Here is a 14,619-nt window from a genome sequence, read left to right on the forward strand (position 1 = left end):
CGATCGTCGGTAACGCTTCTCGGACAGCGACACGGACGACGCGCGTCCGTTCGGTCACACTGCTCTCGGTGAACCGATGACAGACGAACGAGCTCGCGTGCAGGACGACGTCCGGTCCGCCGACGTCGACGAAGCACGCGACTTCCTGGTCGGGGCGTACGACGCCTCCGAGTGGCGCGCCGAGACGACCGCGCAGCCCTTCACCTTCCGGTACTCGGCGGTCGGCGACTCGACGATGACGCTGCGCGCGATCCGGTTCGACGGGCACCTCGACGGTGTCATGACGCCGTCGGACGACTTCGTCGTGCAGTGGATCACCCGGGGGACCGGCTTCATCGGCGAGGGCGACGACCGACTCGTGAGCGCCGTGGGCCGGCCGCAGCTGTGGCCGCAGGACGGCGCCGCGTTCACGTACCAGGACTACGACCAGCGTCTCGTGCAGATCAACCGGGCATCGCTCGAGGAGGTCGCCGGCGAGCGCGGCGCGGCGTCGGGCGGCGTCCAGCTCGACCACACCGTGCAACCCGACGACCGGGCGGTGACGATGTGGCGGAACACGGTCAAGCTCATCTCGCACACGGTGCTCGACCGGCAGGTCTCACCGCTGCTGCAGGCGGAGATGGGCCGGCTGGGGGCACTGGCGCTGCTCGAGCTGTACCCGGTCGTCTCGGCCACGCTGCCGGACGAACTCCTGCTCCCGCGCAACGCGCACATCCGCCGGGCCGTCGAGTACGTGCACGAGCACGCCCACCTGCCGATCACGAGCACCGACCTGGCCGAGGTGGCTTCCCTGAGCCTGCGTGCACTGCAGCAGGCGTTCCAGCGGCAGCTCGGGGTGAGCCCGAACGGCTACCTGCGCGGGGTCCGTCTCGACCGGGTGCGCGACGAGCTCGTGCACGCCGACCCGGCGGGGACGAGCATCGCCGACGTCGCCCGGCAGTGGGGGTTCGCCCACGCCGGTCGGTTCTCGGCCGCCTACCTCGAGCGCCACGGCGAGTACCCCCGGGACACGATGCGGCGGGCGTGACACCGCGACGGTCATGATGGGTACGTGCTCGACGACGACACCCACCGCCACCGACTGAACGCGGTCCTGCGCGCCGTCGGCACCTCGGACGGCCAGGCCGAACGGCTGCTGGGCGGATCCGTGAACCACACGTACCGGGTGCGGCGAGCGGTCGGTGCCGACGTCGTCGTGCGGTTCCCCGTCGACCCCCGGCGCTCGGACGAGTTCCCCGTCGAGGTGTGGGCCGCGCAAGCGGCTGCCGCAGCGGGCATCGCCGTCGCTCGGCCCCTCGGCCACGGTGTCCAGGACGGCGTCCCCTTCATCGTGTCCGAGTACGTCGAACCCGACCCGCGGCCGATCGAGCACCCCTGGACATGGCTCGGGTCGTCCGCGCGCACCGTTGCCTCGATCAGCCTGGCGGAGGCGCCGCCGTCGTTGTACACCCGCTTCGGCACCGACCTGGCTCGGGCATGGTCGGCGCACCTGGCGTACAACAGCGCAGCGCTCGTCGCGGACGATCCACTCCGCCGGGACGGCGCCTACACCTCGGCCGTCGCGCTCCGGAGGCACTTCGAGCGGCTGGCCGCGGAGCACTTCGCATTCGGGGTCGCGCACGGCGACCTGGCACCGCGGAACCTGATCGCACGGGGACCGGGTCGTGCGCCCGTGCTCATCGACTGGGGTGCTGCCGAGACCGGTCCGTCACCGTGGACCGACGCCCGTCGGGTGTTCGAGTGGGCGTTCGTCGACGAGACGATCTCGCGGGCCGAGTACGACGAGTTCACCGCCGCCGCCGGGCTGGCCACTCCGGCTGACCACGCGACCCTGGCGTCGCTCACCGCGCTGCACCTCGTCGACGTGACCCGGTGGGCGCGGGAGCAGCGGCCGGACCGGTACGCCGAGTACGTCGACCGGTGCCGGGTGGGTCTCGAGCGCATCGAGCGCGCTTCGGGGGAGTGAGCGGCGAGCGACGGCCCGGGGCGGTCGTCGGTCACGCCCCCAGCAGGCCGCACCGCCGCAGGATCTCGTCGACGACCGCCGACAGCGGCCGGGTCGCGTCGATCGGCGTGCCGGAAGGCGTGTCCGCACCGGATGCGTGGAGCCGACGGACCAGGGCTCGCTCGGCCGTGCGGCCCCGCCCCGCCCACTCGTCGCCGGCGCGCGCATCGAGTCGGTCGTCGAGCGTCGCTGCGTCGACGGTCAGGACGAAGACCTCGTCGAACAGGTCGAGGAACACGCCGACGTTCCGGGATCCGCCACAGAAGAAGGTCACCGGTTCCGAGCGGTCCGCCGCCCGCTGCCGGACCAGCTCGGCGTTCCAGAGGTGGTGGGCATGCAGGTCGAGGCCGGACAGACCGTCGACGGCGGCGCCTGTGCGGGGATCTCCCTGGTACGCGAGTTCGCGGTCCCCGTTCACCGCCGGGAAGCCGCGCCGGCGCAACTCCAGGCAGACAGCCGTCTTCCCGGTACCGGAGACGCCCTCCACGAGGAAGTTCCTGACGCCCATGCGTGGCACGCTACGCGGTCGTCGCCGTCACGCCCGTGCGCGCAGGAACGCCACCTGTCGTTCCCAGTGCCGGAACCCGCCGCCCTCGTGCCCGTTGTACGGGTAGACCTCGAGCTGGCGGTCGGCCGACGCGTGCGTGTCGTCCGACCCCAGCGCGTTGAAGGCGGCGAAGGTCGTGCGCGGCGGCACGACGTCGTCCATCAGGGCCACGGAGAACAGCGCCGGCGCGGTGATGCCGGCGGCGTGGTTCACCCCGTCGAAGTACGCCGCGGTGTCCCACACCGTGTCGGCTGCGTCGCGGTGCACGGACAGGTAGGTCGCGAGCTCCAGGTACGGGCCCCCGACGGCGATGTCGGTGCCGCCCTCCCAGTCGCACAGGAACGCGACGTCGGGCAGCACCGCGGTGATCGGGCCGACGTGGGCCTCCACGAGGGCAGCTGCGGCGATGGCGATGCCCCCGCCCTGGCTGCCGCCGGTCAGGGCGATGCGTGACGGGTCGACACCGGGCAGCGTCCGCACGGCGTCCACCAGGCGGACGGCGTCGGTGTACACCCGGCGGTAGTAGTGGTCCGCGGGGGATCCGATGCCGCTCGTCATCCACCCGCTTGCGTGCGGTCCGGAGCCGTGCGGGTCGGGGGTGTCGCCGCCGGCCCACCCGCTGCCCTGGCCACGGGTGTCCATGACGACGTGCACGTACCCGGCGAGGGCCCAGTGCACGCGTTCGCCGGGGCGCCCGCGGCCGCCGCCGTAGCCGAGGAACTCGACCACGACCGGCAGCGCCGTGTCACGACCGGCCAGCGGTCGCGAGACCCAGGCGCGCACCGGATCGCCGGCGAACCCCGGGAACGTCAGGTCCTCGACGACGAGTCCGGTCACGGGGGTGTCGGCCGGAGCGAGGACGGGAGCCGTCTCCGCTCCGGCCGCGCGGGCCGCGGTGATCGTGTCCGCCCAGAACGCGTCGAAGTCGGCCGGTCGCCGGACCTCGGATCGGTGTCGACGGAGTTCGTCGAGCGGGAGGTCGGTGCGTGCCATGGGTCTCCTCGGTCAGCGCGCCGCGGCGCGGTACTGCTCGAGCACCTCGGGGTGCGGGTCCGCCGGCACGGTCGTCGTCGCGATGTCCCACGACGGCAGCGCGCCGGTCAACGCCCAGGCTGCCTGACGCGCGGCCCCGGAGGCCACGTACTCGCCGGGTTCCGGGATGAGGACGTCGCGCCCGAACACCTGCGCCGCGACGGTCCGGACGGCCTCGTTCCGCGCTGCCCCGCCGATGAGCAGCAGTCGTGACACGGTCACGCCGGTCTCCTCGACCGCGGCGAGTCCGTCGGCCAGGGCACAGAGCATGCCCTCCACCGCGGCGCGCGCCAGGTGCGGTCGGTCGGTCGTACCCGGGGTCATCCCGAGCAGTGACGCGGTCGCGTCCGGCCGGTTGGGCGTGCGCTCGCCGACGAAGTACGGCACCAGCACGAGGCCGTCGGCCCCGGCCGGCGCCTGCAGCGCCAGCTCGCCGAGCGCGTCGTGGTCCACACCGAGCAGGCCGCCGATCACCTCGAGCACGCGGGCTGCGTTGAGCGTCGTGACGATCGGGAGGCGCGACCCGGTCCCGTCGGCGAAGCCCGCCACGGTCCCGCTCGGGTCCAGGACCTCGGTCGCGGTGACGCCGAAGACGGTCCCGCTGGTCCCCAGGGACACCGCGATGTCCCCGGGGGCGAGCCCGAGTCCGAGCGCCGCACCGGCGTTGTCGCCGAGTCCGGCAGCCACGACCAGTCCGGCCGGTGCGACCGCGCCGTTCGGCAGTGCCACCTCGACGTCGAGCGTCCCCATCGCCTCGTCGTGGGCGACCACGCGCGGCACGACGACGGTGTCCGCGGTCGGCTCGGAGCCGGCGACGCGCATCGGGCGACCGAGCGCGAGTTCGAACAGGTCCGGGTCGTACTCCCGGCGTACCGGGTCCCAGTAGGCCGTGCCGCTGGCGTCCGAGGCGTCGGTGGCGAGTGCGTCGAGGTCCGGGCCGAGCGGACTCTCGTCGGCCGGGCCGTACCCGCGCAGCCGCCACGACAACCAGTCGTGGGGGAGCGCGACGGCTGCGACGCGGCCGGCGTTGTCCGGCTCGGCGTCGCGGAGCCAGCGCAGCTTGGTACCGGTGAACGATGCCACCGGGACCAGTCCCGTCCGGGCGACCCAGGATTCCCGTCCGATCTCCTCGACCATCTGCGCGGCCGCATCCGCACTGCGCACGTCGTTCCAGAGCAGGGCGTCGCGGACCACGTGACCGTCGGCGTCGAGCGCGACCATGCCGTGCTGCTGCCCGGCGATCGCGACGGCGCCGACGTCGGTGAGCCCGCCGGCGTCCGCGACCGCGGTGCCGAGGGCGCCCCACCAGCGGCGGGGATCGACGGACGTGCCGTCCGGGTGGGCGGCACGTCCCTCACGGACGACGGCACCCGTCGCCGCATCGCGGATCGTGACCTTGCAGGACTGGGTCGACGAGTCGACGCCGGCGACGAGCTGTGTCATCCCCGCAGCCTGTCAGCGCGCGCCGAGCAGGTGCTCGATGGCGAGCTGCTGCAGTCGGACGAAGCCGAAGCCCTTGCCGCCGAAGTACGCGTCGGCGTCGAAGTCCTCGTAGGCCGAGCGGTCGGACAGGAAGGCGTCGTAGGACTCGCCGTCGTTCAGGGTCGGCGTGCTGAGCTCCCCGACCTTCGAGGCCTCGAGCGCGGCTTGCACCTCGGGGTCGGCGCGGAAGGCCTGCGCGCGCTCCTTGAGGAGCAGGTACATGCGCATGTTCGCGGCGGCCGAGTCCCAGACGCCCGTGATGTCCTCGGTGCGGCTCGGCTTGTAGTCGAAGTGGCGCGGGCCGTCGTAGGCCTGGCCACCCTGCGGCGAACCGTGCTCGAGCAGGTCGACGAGCGAGAACGCGTTCTGCAGGTCGCCGTGGCCGAACACCAGGTCCTGGTCGTACTTGATGCCGCGCTGACCGTTGAGGTCGATGTGGAAGAGCTTGCCCTGGTAGAGCGCCTGGGCGATGCCGGCCGTGAAGTTCAGGCCCGCCATCTGCTCGTGGCCGACCTCGGGGTTGATGCCGAACAGCTCGGGGCGCTCGAGGGTCTCGGTGAAGGCGATGGCGTGGCCGAGGGTCGGCAGCAGGATGTCGCCGCGGGGCTCGTTCGGCTTCGGCTCGATGGCGAAGCGGATGCCGTAGCCCTTGTCGGTGACGTAGTCGGCGAGCAGGTTGACGGCCTCGCGGTAGCGCTCGAGTGCGGCCTGCACGTCCTTCGCGCTGTCGTACTCGGAGCCTTCGCGGCCGCCCCACATCACGAACGTCGACGCACCGAGCTCGGCGGCGAGATCGATGTTGCGCAGGACCTTGCGGAGTGCGAAGCGGCGGACCTGCCGGTCGTTCGAGGTGAAGCCGCCGTCCTTGAACACGGGCGCCGAGAACAGGTTCGTCGTCACCATCGGCACGATGAGGCCGGTGGAGTCGAGCGCACCCTTGAGGCGGTCGATCTGCGTCTGCCGCTCGGCGTCGGTCGAACCGAACGCGAACAGGTCGTCGTCGTGGAAGGTCAGGCCGTAGGCGCCGAGTTCGTCGAGCTTCTCGACCGCCTCGACCACGTCGAGGGCCGGACGGGTCGGCCCGCCGAAGGGGTCGGAGCCGTTGTAGCCGATGGTCCAGAGACCGAAGGAGAACTTGTCTGCACGGGTGGGCGTCGTTGCCATGGTGGTCACCGTTCGTCGTCGAAACAAAATGTTGCCGCGCCCAACATAAGCGGTAGTGTTGGCTGTGGCAAGGACGTGATCGCAAAGGAGCGAGCGGATGGCAAGTGTTTCGACGGCGCAGCAACGACTGCGGATCGCCATGGTGGGGCACGGCTTCATGGGAGCCGCGCACTCACAGGCGTGGCGGACCGCCCCCAGGTTCTTCGACCTCGGGGTCGAACCCGAGATGGCGGTGATCGTCGGGCGCGACCCGGAACGCACCGAGGCCGCTCGCGTGCAGTACGGCTGGCAGTCCGCGTCGACCGACTGGCGCGCCGTCGTGGCCGACCCGGACATCGACGTCGTCGACATCGTGTCGCCCGGGTCGTCGCACGTCGAGATCGCGATCGCCGCGCTCGAGGCCGGCAAGCACGTCCTGTGCGAGAAGCCGCTCGCGAACACCGTCGAACAGGCCGAGGCGATGACCGCCGCTGCCGCAGCCGCCCGGGCGCACGGGGTCCGCGCCATGGTCGGGTTCAGCTACCGCCGGGTGCCGGCCATCGCCTTCGCCCGACAGCTCGTGCAGGACGGCCGGATCGGCACCGTGCGCCAGGTCCGCGCGCTCTACCTGCAGGACTGGCTCGCCGACGAGGACGGCCCGATGACCTGGCGCCTCGACAAGGAGCTCGCCGGTTCCGGTGCGCTCGGCGACATCGGCGCGCACGCGATCGACCTCGTCGAGCACGTCACCGGCGCCGAGCTCACCCGGGTGTCCGGGCTGCTCGAGACCTTCGTGACCGAGCGCCCCCTGCTCGCCGACGGCGTCGGACTCTCCGGCACGGCGTCGAGCGAGCGCGGGCAGGTCACCGTCGACGACGCCGCGTTCTTCACCGCGCGACTCGGCGGCGGTGCGGCCGACGGCGCGATCGGCACGTTCGAGGCCACGCGCTACGCCACCGGCCGGAAGAACGGCCTGACGCTCGAGATCAGCGGGTCCGAGGGCGCGATCCAGTTCGACCTCGAGTCCATGAACGAACTGCGACTGTACGAGTCGTCGGCACCCGCGGGGGAGCAGGGCTTCCGCCGCATCCTGGTCACCGAACCCGAGCACCCCTACATGGCGGCGTGGTGGCCCACCGGACACCTCATCGGGTACGAGCACACCTTCAGCCACCAGGTGAAGGACTTCGTCGAATCGATCGTCGCCGGTACCGACCCGTCGCCCTCGTTCGAGGACGGCCTGCACGTGCAACGGGTGCTCGACGCCGTCGAACGCAGCGCCGCCGACGGCAGCAGCTGGACGGTGACCGCGTGACCGCCGCCGACGGCACACGCCAGGCGCTCGTCGTCCGCGGGGGCTGGGACGGCCACCAGCCCGTCGAGACCACCGACCTGTTCGTCCCGTTCCTGCGCGACAACGGGTTCGCGGTCCGGGTGTCGGACTCGACGGCCGTCTACGCCGACGAGTCCGTCATGACCGAGGTCGACCTGATCGTGCAGGTCGTCACCATGTCGACCATCGCCGACGACGAGTTCGCCGGGCTGCAGCGCGCGGTCCTGGACGGCGCCGGACTGGCCGGCTGGCACGGAGGCATCGCGGACGCGTTCCGGAACACCGCCGACTACCTGCACATGGTCGGCGGCCAGTTCGCCCACCACGCCGGCAAGCACCCCGACGAGCGCGTCGGGGAGCAGTCCGACAACTACATCCCGTACACGGTGCACCTCACCGACCTCGGACGATCGCACCCGATCACGCAGGGCATCGAGGACTTCGACCTCGTCACCGAGCAGTACTGGGTGCTGTCCGACGAGTACAACGACGTCCTCGCGACCACCACGCAGGAAGCGCGCGACTTCGACGCCTGGAACCGTCCGGTCACCGCCCCGGCGATCTGGACACGGCAGTGGGGTGCTGGTCGCGTGTTCGTCTCCGCACCCGGGCACCGCCTCGAGGTCGTCGAGTCGCAGCCACTCCGCACGATCATCGAGAGGGGCCTCCTGTGGGCAGCACGGTGAACGAACCCGTCCTCCGCGTCGGGGTGGTGGGCGTCGGCGTGATCAGCCAGCAGTACTTCGAACACTTCCCGTCCCTGCCCGGACTGTCGCTCGTCGCGGTCGCCGACCTCGACGTCGACCGGGCGCAGGCGGTCGGTGCCGCGCAGGGCGTGCGCGGCACGAGCGTCGACGAGCTGCTCGCGGCCGACGACGTCGACGTGGTGCTCAACCTGACGATCCCCGCCGCCCACGCCGACGTCGCGACCCGGGCGCTCGCCGCGGGCAAGCACGTCTACGGCGAGAAGCCCCTGGCGATGTCCACGGCCGAGGCCGAACCGGTGCTCGCGGCCGCCCGAGCCGCGGGCCTGCGGGTCGGCAGCGCCCCGGACACCGTGCTCGGCACCGGCATCCAGACCGCGCGGGCCGCCCTCGACGACGGCCTGATCGGCACCCCGGTCGGCGCGGCCGTCGCCTGGAGCGCCCCCGGCCACGAGCTCTGGCACCCGGCACCCGCGTTCTACTACCAGCCCGGTGGTGGCCCGCTGCTCGACATGGGCCCCTACTACCTGACCAGCCTCGTCACGTTCTTCGGATCGGTCGTCCGGGTGAGCGGCAGTGCCACCCGCTCCACCCGCGAGCGGACCGTCGCGACCGGACCGAACGCCGGCACGTCGATCCCGGTCGACATCGACACCCACGTGGTCGCGATCCTCGAACACGAGAACGGTGTCGTCTCGACCGTCACCGTCTCGTTCGAGGTCTGGGCCACCCGAGCACCGCTCTTCGAGGTGTACGGCACGGCCGGCACCCTCGGTGTGCCGGACCCGAACCGGTTCTCGGACCCGGTGTCGATCGCGACGGCGGACGACCGCGAGTGGCGCGAGCTGCCGGTCTCCGCCGGGTACGCCGACGCCGGTCGCGGCTACGGGCTCGCCGACCTGGCGCACGCGATCACCACGGACCGTCCGCACCGGGCCTCCGGCGACCTCGCGTTCCACGTGCTCGAGGTCATGGAGGCCGTCTCGGCCGCGGCCCGTGACCACACGGTCGTCGACGTGCGCTCGCGCGTCGACCGCCCCGCCACCGTCCCCGCCGGGTCCGCACCCGGGTCATGGTGACGGACCTCGACCACAGCACGCAGCTCGAACACAGCACGGACCCCGACCACCGCACGGAAGGACGACGACGATGACGACGACGGACGCGAGCGACCAGGCGGAGCCGACCCGGGCCTCCCGGCCGGTCACGCTGTTCACCGGACAGTGGGCCGACCTGCCCTTCGAGGAGGTCGCCCGGCTCGCCGGCGACTGGGGGTACGACGGACTCGAGATCGCCTGCTGGGGCGACCACCTGGACGTCCGGCGCGCCGCGACGGACCCCTCGTACGTCGCCGAGCGGCAGGCGGTCCTGGAACGCAACGGGCTGCGGGTCTGGACCATCGCGAACCACCTGGTCGGCCAGGCCGTGTGCGACGACCCCATCGACCAGCGGCACGAGGAAATCCTGCCGCCGCACGTCTGGGGCGACGGCGAGGCCGAAGGTGTCCGACAGCGTGCCGCCGAGGAACTGCAGTGGACCGCACGCGCCGCAGCGGCACTCGGGGTCGACACCGTCACCGGGTTCTCCGGGTCGTCGATCTGGAAGACCGTCGCGGGCTTCCCGCCGGTCCCGCCGAGCATGATCGACGCCGGGTACCAGGACTTCCACGACCGGTGGTCGCCGATCATCGACGTGTTCGAGGAGGTCGGGGTCCGCTTCGCGCTCGAGGTGCACCCGTCCGAGATCGCCTACGACTACTGGACCGCCAAGCGCACGCTCGAGCTCTTCGCGGACCGGCCGGCGTTCGGGTTCAACTTCGACCCCTCCCACTTCGTCTGGCAGGACCTCGACCCCGCCGCGTTCCTGCTCGACTTCGCCGACCGGGTGTACCACGTGCACTGCAAGGAGTCGGTGAAGCAGCTCGACGGGCGCAACGGCCGGCTCGGCTCGCACCTGCCGTGGGGTGACCCGCGCCGCGGCTGGGACTTCGTGACCGCCGGCCACGGTGACGTGCCGTGGGAGCGCGTGTTCCGCGTGCTGAACCACATCGGGTACACGGGACCGACCAGCGTCGAGTGGGAGGACGCCGGCATGGACCGACTCGTCGGGGGATCCGAAGCGCTGGCGTTCGTGCGGCAGCTCGGCACGATCGCGCCGCCGGAGGCCTCGTTCGACGCCGCGTTCTCGCGGTCGCGGGCGTGAGCCGGGCTGAGCCGGGCTGAGCCGGGGCCGAGACCCAGGCTGAGCGACACTTCGCGGGCCCGCGAGCGCGAGGACTGTCGCTCAGCGCGAGACTCGGCGCAGCCCCACCCACCAACGCAACCGACCAACCGACGAGGAGGCCCATGGTCCGGCAACCGACCGCGACACCCGGCAACGCCGCGCGCGTCCTCCGCCTGGTGCACGAGGAAGGCCCGGTCACCCGCGCCGAACTCACCCGGCGCACCGGCCTGAACCGTTCGACGGTACTGGCGCTCGTCGGCGAACTCGTCGAGGCCGGACTCGTGCTCGAGGAGATGCCCTCCGCCGGTGCCCCCGGCGTCGGGGTCGGACGTCCGAGCGGTGTCGTGCGGGCGTCGGGTGACGTGCTCGCCGCCGCCGTCACGGTCGAGATCGACGCGGTCGGGGTGACCCTCGTCGCCCTCGACGGCACCGTGCGCGACCGGCTCGTCGAGCCGCAGACCACCGTGCCGACAGCAGCCCGGGCGATCGACGCGGTCGAACGGATCTTCGGCGTGCTGAGCACCCGGACCACCGCGCGGGCACGGACAGCCCCAGGCACCCGGATCGTCGGCGTCGGCGTCGCCGTCCCCGGCATCGTGCGCGTCGAGGACGGCACCGTCCGCAACGCCCCGCACCTCGGCTGGCACGACGAACCGCTCGCGGTGCCGCTCGCCGAACGTCTTGGCCTGCCCGTCCGGGCTGCGAACGACGCCAACCTCGGTGCCTGGGCCGAGCGCCTGTACGGCAGCGCCCGCGGAGTCGACGCCCTCGTGTACCTGAACGGCGGCGCGAGCGGCATCGGCGGCGGGATCGTCAGCGCCGGGCGGCCCTTCAGCGGCGCCGACGGGTACGCGGGGGAACTCGGCCACACCTTCGTGGCAGCGAACGGCATCCGGTGCCACTGCGGCGCCGTCGGGTGCCTCGAGACCGAGGCGTCGCGGTCGGCGCTCACCGACGTCACCGGGACACCGCCCGACGACCTCGACGCGCTCGCCGCAGCGCTCGCCGAGCACCGGCCCGAGGTCGAGCGGGTGGTCGACCGTCAGGTGACGGCGCTCGCCACCGCGCTCCGCAACGCGATCCACACCGTCAACCCCGAGGTCGTGGTGCTCGGCGGGTTCCTCAGCACGTTGCTCGGACACGTCGGGGACCGCGTCGAGAACGACGTCCGGGCGCAGACGATGGCCGCGATGACCGACCGGCTGCGCGTCGTGCCGGCAGCCCTCGGGCGGGACGTCCTGCTCCGCGGTGCCGCCGAACTCGGGTTCCGCGACCTGCTGCGCGACCCGACGGCAGCCGGGCTCGTCCCGAGGCCCGCTCCAGCCGACTCCACGACCGCCCACACGCCCGACCACTCCACCACCCCCACGTCCGACCGCACCGCCGCGGCCGAGGAAGCGAGAACCCCATGACCTCCATCCAGCGCCAGCGCACCAGCGTGCTGCTCGGGACCCAGGACCTGACCGTCGAGGACCGCCCCGTGCCCGAGGTCGAACCGGGCGACGTGCTCGTCCGGGTCGCCGCCGTCGGGGTGTGCGGCTCCGACGTGCACTACTACCGCCACGGCCGCATCGGGGACTTCGTCGTCGAGGAGCCCCTCGTCCTCGGTCACGAGCTGTCCGGCACGATCACCGCCGTCGGCGCTGGCGTCGACCCCGCCCGCGTCGGGGAGCGCGTCGCCGTCGAACCGCAGCGCCCGTGCCACCGCTGTGCGCAGTGCCTGGCCGGCCGCTACAACCTCTGCCCGCACATGCGCTTCTACGCGACCCCGCCGGTCGACGGCGCCTTCGCCGAGTTCGTCACGATCGAGGCCGAGTTCGCCCACGTCCTGCCCGACTCCGTCTCGTTCGAGGCCGGTGCCCTGCTCGAACCGCTGTCCGTCGGGATCGCCGCGGTCCGCAAGGCCGGCATCGTCCCCGGGTCCTCGGTGCTCATCGCCGGTGCCGGTCCGATCGGGATCATCTGCGCCCAGGCCGCGCGGGCCTTCGGCGCCACCCGGATCGTCATCAGCGACCTGGTCCCCGAGCGCCGGGAGCGTGCGCTGCAGTACGGCGCCACCGAGGTCGTCGACCCGACCGTGGTGTCCGTCGCTTCGGACATCGCCCCGGTCGACGCGTTCATCGACGCCAGCGGTGCTCCCCGTGCCGTGTCCGACGGCATCAAGGCCGTCGGACCGGCCGGCGCCGCGGTGCTCGTCGGGCTCGGCAACTCCGAGATGACCCTGCCCGTCGAGCACATCCAGAACCTCGAGGTCACGGTCACCGGGATCTTCCGCTACACCGGCACGTGGCCCGTCGCGATCGGCCTGGTCGCGTCCGGGCAGATCGACCTCGACTCGCTCGTGACGGGTCGGTTCGGCCTCGACGAGGTCCGCGAGGCACTCGAGAGCGACACCGACCCGGAGTCCCTCAAGTCGGTCGTCTACCCCGGTGGCGTGCCCGCCTGAGCGCGCACGGTGCTCGGTTCGCTGCCCCGCGCCGCGTTGCGTGCCCCGTGCGGGGTTGCAACCGGGCACGGTGCGCGGAAGCTCGCACGGGGTGACGACGCACGCACGGTGCGGACGGGAGGCCCGTGGCCAGGCCGCCACGGGCCTCCCCCCACCGGCACGGCCGACCCGCCGCTGGCGCGTCGGTCCGGAACCGGCGGCGTGGGCCCAGTCCGGCACGTGACCCGGAACGGGGCCACCGGTGCGTCACCGGGACGCGCTACGGTTCGCGCATGACCGCTTCACCGGCCGCCGTCGTGCCGCAGCGCACCGACCGGCGCGCGCTCGTGTCCTGGGCGCTGTGGGACTGGGGGTCCGCGGCGTTCAACGCCGTCGTCACCACCTTCGTGTTCAGCACGTACCTGGCCAGCCGGGCGTTCGTCGACCCGGCGAAGGTGGCCGACTCGTCCGCCGCGGGCACGGCGTTGGTGGAACGTGAACTCGCCCACAACGCCGCGGTGGTCTCCACGGCCCTGACGATCGCCGGCATCGTCGTCGCGCTCGTGGCCCCCGCGATCGGGCGCCTGGCGGACTCGTCCGGGCACCGCCGCCGGTCCGTGCTCATCGCCACGATCGGCATCGTGCTGTCCATCGGCGGCATGGTCTTCGTCGCGCCGAGCCAGCCGTACCTGGTGCTCGGGGCGGCGCTGCTCGGCATCGGCACGGTCGCGTACGAGATCGCGAGCGTCGGCTACAACGCCATGATCGGGCAGATCTCGTCGGGCGAGCGCACCGGGCGGGTGTCCGCGATCGGGTGGGCCGCCGGGTACTTCGGCGGCATCGTGCTGCTCGTGCTGCTGCTCGTGCTCTGCATCCAGGACTTCCGCGGCGACGGCGTCGTCGGCGGACTGCTGCAGCTGCCGGCGACCGTCGCGACCGGGCAGTGGGACGTCCGCGTCGCCATCGGCATCGCCGCCGTGTGGCTCGCGGTCAGCTCGATCCCGCTCTTCATCGTCGTGCCGGAGGCCGCGCCCGACGACCGGCACACCGGCGGCGTGCTCGGTGCCTACCGCGACCTGGGTCGGGACATCGCCCGGCTCTGGCGCGAGCGACGCAACGTGCTCGCGTTCCTGGTCGCCAGCGCGGTGTTCCGCGACGGCGTCGGCGCGGTGTTCACCTTCGGCGGGATCATCGCGGCGCAGGTGTTCGGGTTCAGCGCCTCGCAGGTCATCCTGTTCGCCATCGCCGCGAACGTCGTCGCCGGCATCGCCACCTTCGTGTCCGGACGCCTCGACGACCGCTTCGGCTCGCGCGCGCTCATCATGGTCTCGCTGATCGGCCTCGTGGCCTGCGGGCTCGGCGTCCTGGCGGTCGGTACTCGGACGGAGTGGTTCTGGGTGCTGGGCCTGACCCTGGCGCTGTTCGTCGGACCCGTGCAGTCGTCGTCGCGGGCGTACCTGGCGCGGCTGGCGACCCCCGGCCGCGAGGGCGAGCTCTTCGGCCTCTACGCCACCACCGGCCGGGCGGCGTCGTTCCTGGCGCCGGCGCTGTTCGGTGTCGCAGTGACGGTCGGCGGCTCGACGCGCTTCGGGATCCTCGGGATCGTGGTGGTGCTCGTCGTGGGGCTGGTGCTGATGGCGTTCGTGAAGGCCGAGCCGCGGGTGCTGCGCGGGTAGGTGTTCGGGCGTAGGGGTGTGGGCGGAGCTGGTCGTTCCGGGCGTAGCT

General features: G+C 72.5%; 13 protein-coding genes. 9 read left to right on the forward strand and 4 right to left on the reverse strand.

Translation table 11 applies throughout. The features are described from left to right. Nucleotides 1-76 precede the first annotated feature (76 nt). Nucleotides 77-1,027, forward strand: coding sequence for a helix-turn-helix domain-containing protein (locus tag EDF40_RS03030; RefSeq protein WP_111084859.1), 951 nt, complete (start codon nt 77-79; stop codon nt 1,025-1,027). 24 nt (nt 1,028-1,051) lie between these two features. Then, nucleotides 1,052-1,966: a phosphotransferase gene (locus EDF40_RS03035; protein ID WP_123340611.1), complete on the forward strand. Its 915-nt coding sequence runs from the start codon at nt 1,052-1,054 to the stop codon at nt 1,964-1,966. A 31-nt stretch (nt 1,967-1,997) separates the two neighbouring features. On the opposite strand, the gene EDF40_RS03040 is transcribed toward EDF40_RS03035, so the two are convergent. The 4 genes from EDF40_RS03040 to xylA are packed head-to-tail and all read right to left on the reverse strand — an operon-like array spanning nt 1,998 to nt 6,230. Continuing rightward, on the reverse strand, nt 1,998-2,513 hold the full coding sequence (locus EDF40_RS03040; protein WP_123340612.1) for a nucleoside kinase: 516 nt from the start codon (nt 2,511-2,513) through the stop codon (nt 1,998-2,000). A gap of 27 nt (nt 2,514-2,540) precedes the next feature. Next, nucleotides 2,541-3,545, reverse strand: coding sequence for an acetylxylan esterase (locus EDF40_RS03045; protein ID WP_123340613.1), 1,005 nt, complete (start codon nt 3,543-3,545; stop codon nt 2,541-2,543). A gap of 12 nt (nt 3,546-3,557) precedes the next feature. Next, nucleotides 3,558-5,027 (reverse strand): xylulokinase, encoded by a 1,470-nt coding sequence (locus EDF40_RS03050; RefSeq protein ID WP_123340614.1) that lies wholly within the window; start codon nt 5,025-5,027, stop codon nt 3,558-3,560. Nucleotides 5,028-5,039: 12 nt separating this feature from the next. Beyond that, nucleotides 5,040-6,230, reverse strand: coding sequence for a xylose isomerase (gene xylA / locus EDF40_RS03055; protein WP_111084913.1), 1,191 nt, complete (start codon nt 6,228-6,230; stop codon nt 5,040-5,042). A gap of 97 nt (nt 6,231-6,327) precedes the next feature. On the opposite strand from xylA, the gene EDF40_RS03060 reads away from it, so the two are divergent. The 7 genes from EDF40_RS03060 to EDF40_RS03090 all read left to right on the forward strand — a co-directional run bounded on the left by EDF40_RS03060 (nt 6,328) and on the right by EDF40_RS03090 (nt 14,570). Continuing rightward, nucleotides 6,328-7,524, forward strand: coding sequence for a Gfo/Idh/MocA family protein (locus tag EDF40_RS03060; RefSeq protein ID WP_260155063.1), 1,197 nt, complete (start codon nt 6,328-6,330; stop codon nt 7,522-7,524). Beyond that, nucleotides 7,521-8,228 (forward strand): ThuA domain-containing protein, encoded by a 708-nt coding sequence (locus EDF40_RS03065; RefSeq protein WP_123340616.1) that lies wholly within the window; start codon nt 7,521-7,523, stop codon nt 8,226-8,228. The genes EDF40_RS03060 and EDF40_RS03065 overlap by 4 nt, the downstream gene beginning before the upstream one ends. Further along, a complete protein-coding gene (locus EDF40_RS03070; RefSeq protein ID WP_123340783.1) occupies nt 8,225-9,325 on the forward strand; it encodes a Gfo/Idh/MocA family protein in 1,101 nt (366 codons plus the stop codon). Before EDF40_RS03065 ends, EDF40_RS03070 begins: the two co-directional genes overlap by 4 nt. Before the next feature lie 70 nt (nt 9,326-9,395). Continuing rightward, a complete protein-coding gene (locus EDF40_RS03075; RefSeq protein ID WP_123340617.1) occupies nt 9,396-10,448 on the forward strand; it encodes a sugar phosphate isomerase/epimerase in 1,053 nt (350 codons plus the stop codon). A gap of 143 nt (nt 10,449-10,591) precedes the next feature. Continuing rightward, nucleotides 10,592-11,881 carry an ROK family transcriptional regulator gene (locus tag EDF40_RS03080; protein ID WP_123340618.1) on the forward strand — a complete coding sequence of 430 codons (1,290 nt, stop codon included), beginning with the start codon at nt 10,592-10,594 and terminating at the stop codon, nt 11,879-11,881. Continuing rightward, nucleotides 11,878-12,915, forward strand: a complete 1,038-nt coding sequence (locus tag EDF40_RS03085; RefSeq protein ID WP_123294705.1) for an NAD(P)-dependent alcohol dehydrogenase — start codon at nt 11,878-11,880, stop codon at nt 12,913-12,915. The genes EDF40_RS03080 and EDF40_RS03085 overlap by 4 nt, the downstream gene beginning before the upstream one ends. Nucleotides 12,916-13,187: 272 nt before the next feature. Further along, nucleotides 13,188-14,570 carry an MFS transporter gene (locus EDF40_RS03090; RefSeq protein ID WP_123340619.1) on the forward strand — a complete coding sequence of 461 codons (1,383 nt, stop codon included), beginning with the start codon at nt 13,188-13,190 and terminating at the stop codon, nt 14,568-14,570. Nucleotides 14,571-14,619: the final 49 nt, after the last annotated feature.

The sequence above is a fragment of the Curtobacterium sp. PhB170 genome (assembly GCF_003752345.1).
Classification (GTDB): Bacteria; Actinomycetota; Actinomycetes; order Actinomycetales; family Microbacteriaceae; genus Curtobacterium.

Excerpts from the sequence above, each read along its gene's own strand:
- EDF40_RS03060 (WP_260155063.1), top strand. The coding sequence starts at position 6,328 with ATGGCAAGTGTTTCGACGGCGCAGCAACGACTGCGGATCGCCATGGTG.
- EDF40_RS03075 (WP_123340617.1), top strand. The coding sequence starts at position 9,396 with ATGACGACGACGGACGCGAGCGACCAGGCGGAGCCGACCCGGGCCTCC.
- xylA (WP_111084913.1), bottom strand. The coding sequence starts at position 6,230 with ATGGCAACGACGCCCACCCGTGCAGACAAGTTCTCCTTCGGTCTCTGG.
- EDF40_RS03030 (WP_111084859.1), top strand. The coding sequence starts at position 77 with ATGACAGACGAACGAGCTCGCGTGCAGGACGACGTCCGGTCCGCCGAC.
- EDF40_RS03080 (WP_123340618.1), top strand. The coding sequence starts at position 10,592 with ATGGTCCGGCAACCGACCGCGACACCCGGCAACGCCGCGCGCGTCCTC.
- EDF40_RS03045 (WP_123340613.1), bottom strand. The coding sequence starts at position 3,545 with ATGGCACGCACCGACCTCCCGCTCGACGAACTCCGTCGACACCGATCC.
- EDF40_RS03085 (WP_123294705.1), top strand. The coding sequence starts at position 11,878 with ATGACCTCCATCCAGCGCCAGCGCACCAGCGTGCTGCTCGGGACCCAG.
- EDF40_RS03090 (WP_123340619.1), top strand. The coding sequence starts at position 13,188 with ATGACCGCTTCACCGGCCGCCGTCGTGCCGCAGCGCACCGACCGGCGC.
- EDF40_RS03040 (WP_123340612.1), bottom strand. The coding sequence starts at position 2,513 with ATGGGCGTCAGGAACTTCCTCGTGGAGGGCGTCTCCGGTACCGGGAAG.
- EDF40_RS03050 (WP_123340614.1), bottom strand. The coding sequence starts at position 5,027 with ATGACACAGCTCGTCGCCGGCGTCGACTCGTCGACCCAGTCCTGCAAG.